1 protein-coding gene is annotated in these 1,282 nt (G+C 73.2%); it reads right to left on the minus strand.

Features of this window, described 5'->3' with window-relative positions:
* Positions 1-68 precede the first annotated feature (68 nt).
* Complete coding sequence (locus AX737_RS13535) at positions 69-1,079, minus strand: glycosyl transferase family 90 (RefSeq protein ID WP_066922120.1); 1,011 nt, start codon at positions 1,077-1,079, stop codon at positions 69-71.
* Positions 1,080-1,282: the final 203 nt, after the last annotated feature.

The raw sequence follows: 1,282 nt of genomic DNA on the forward strand, positions 1-1,282 counted from the left end.
CAGCAGCCGCTCGCACAGATGCGAGCCCACGAAGCCCGCCCCGCCGGTGACGAGGACGCGTTTGGTGGTCATGCGCATGGCTGGGCCTTCGCGGCTCGGATATGGGCGATCACGCGCGGAGCGACGTCCAGGAGCGCCTGATCGAAGGTGATCGCGCAAGCCAGCGCCCGGCCCCGCGCTGCGATGGCGCGGGCCGCCTCGGGCTCCCGCGCGAGCCAGGTCCGCACCGCGTCGAGATCGCCGAGATCGGCGGAGACGGGCACGAAGTCGATCCAGGGCACGAGCCGGTCGTAGTACCATTGCCGGTGCCCGAGCGGCGAATCCACCTTGACCACGGTGCAGCCCATCAGGAGCTTGGTGAACAGCCCCATCCAGGCGCAGGAATTGCCGTCGATGTCGATGGCATGGCGGTAGCGCGCGAAGTCATGAAGCGCGACCCGGTCTGCGAGCAGGCCGAGGTCGCCGATCTCGACCCATCCCTCGGAGCCCGCCGCATTGCGCGGGTCGCCCACGAGCTTGGCGTCGAGCGGAACGCCCACGACCGACGCGCGGCCGGCAAGGCAGAGGCGCGCGCGTTGAAGCGTGCGCCATCCGGGCGCCCGACGCTTCGGATCGCCCGATAGCGTGCCGCGCCAGAACAGGTCGTTCTCTCGCTCGGGCCAGGGCAGCATGCCCTCGGCCTCGCGCCGGAGCTGCCGGTAGCCGTCCGACGCGACGAAATCCGGATCGGGCACCAGAACGTTCGAGCTCGCGCAGCCCGAGAAGGCGAGGCCGGGGGCTTCCGGGACGTCGCCCAGCCAGAGGTCGCACGTTCCGTCCAGCCCCGGTTCGATGTCCCGCAACGCGCCGAAGAACAACCGCATTCCCGCCAAGCGCTGCGCGAGGAAGGACCGGTCGGTCCAGTCCGGGTAGCTCGCCGAGAGCGCGTATCCGATCGGGCGGCCGGGCACGAAGCGGATCGTCGCGATGCGTGGGTGGCGATGGTGGACTGTGAGATCGAACGGGTCCGGTTGCGCGCGCCCGAGGATCGGGGCGGCGAGGCGCGCCCGCACGTCCGCGATGTCGATCGGCTTCGTCATCGGGTTTCCTCGCTCATCCGCCGGAGCGGCGGGCCCCGCCGCGTGGGGCGCGGGGCACTCGACGCGGCCCGGCGGACGGGGGGCCCGCGGGGAACCCCGGGCAGCGCCCCGGCATCGCCCGGACCGCGCGAAGCGTCGCGCCGGCGCCGAGCGGGCGTCGGCGGGGCATCGCGGCCGCGGGGGGCGGCGGATCGTCCGCGCCG

Source organism: Methylobacterium sp. CCH5-D2 (assembly GCF_001556475.1).
Classification (GTDB): Bacteria; Pseudomonadota; Alphaproteobacteria; order Rhizobiales; family Beijerinckiaceae; genus Methylobacterium; species Methylobacterium hispanicum.

Coding starts and splice junctions, on each gene's coding strand:
- AX737_RS13535 (WP_066922120.1), bottom strand. CDS start 1,079: ATGACGAAGCCGATCGACATCGCGGACGTGCGGGCGCGCCTCGCCGCC.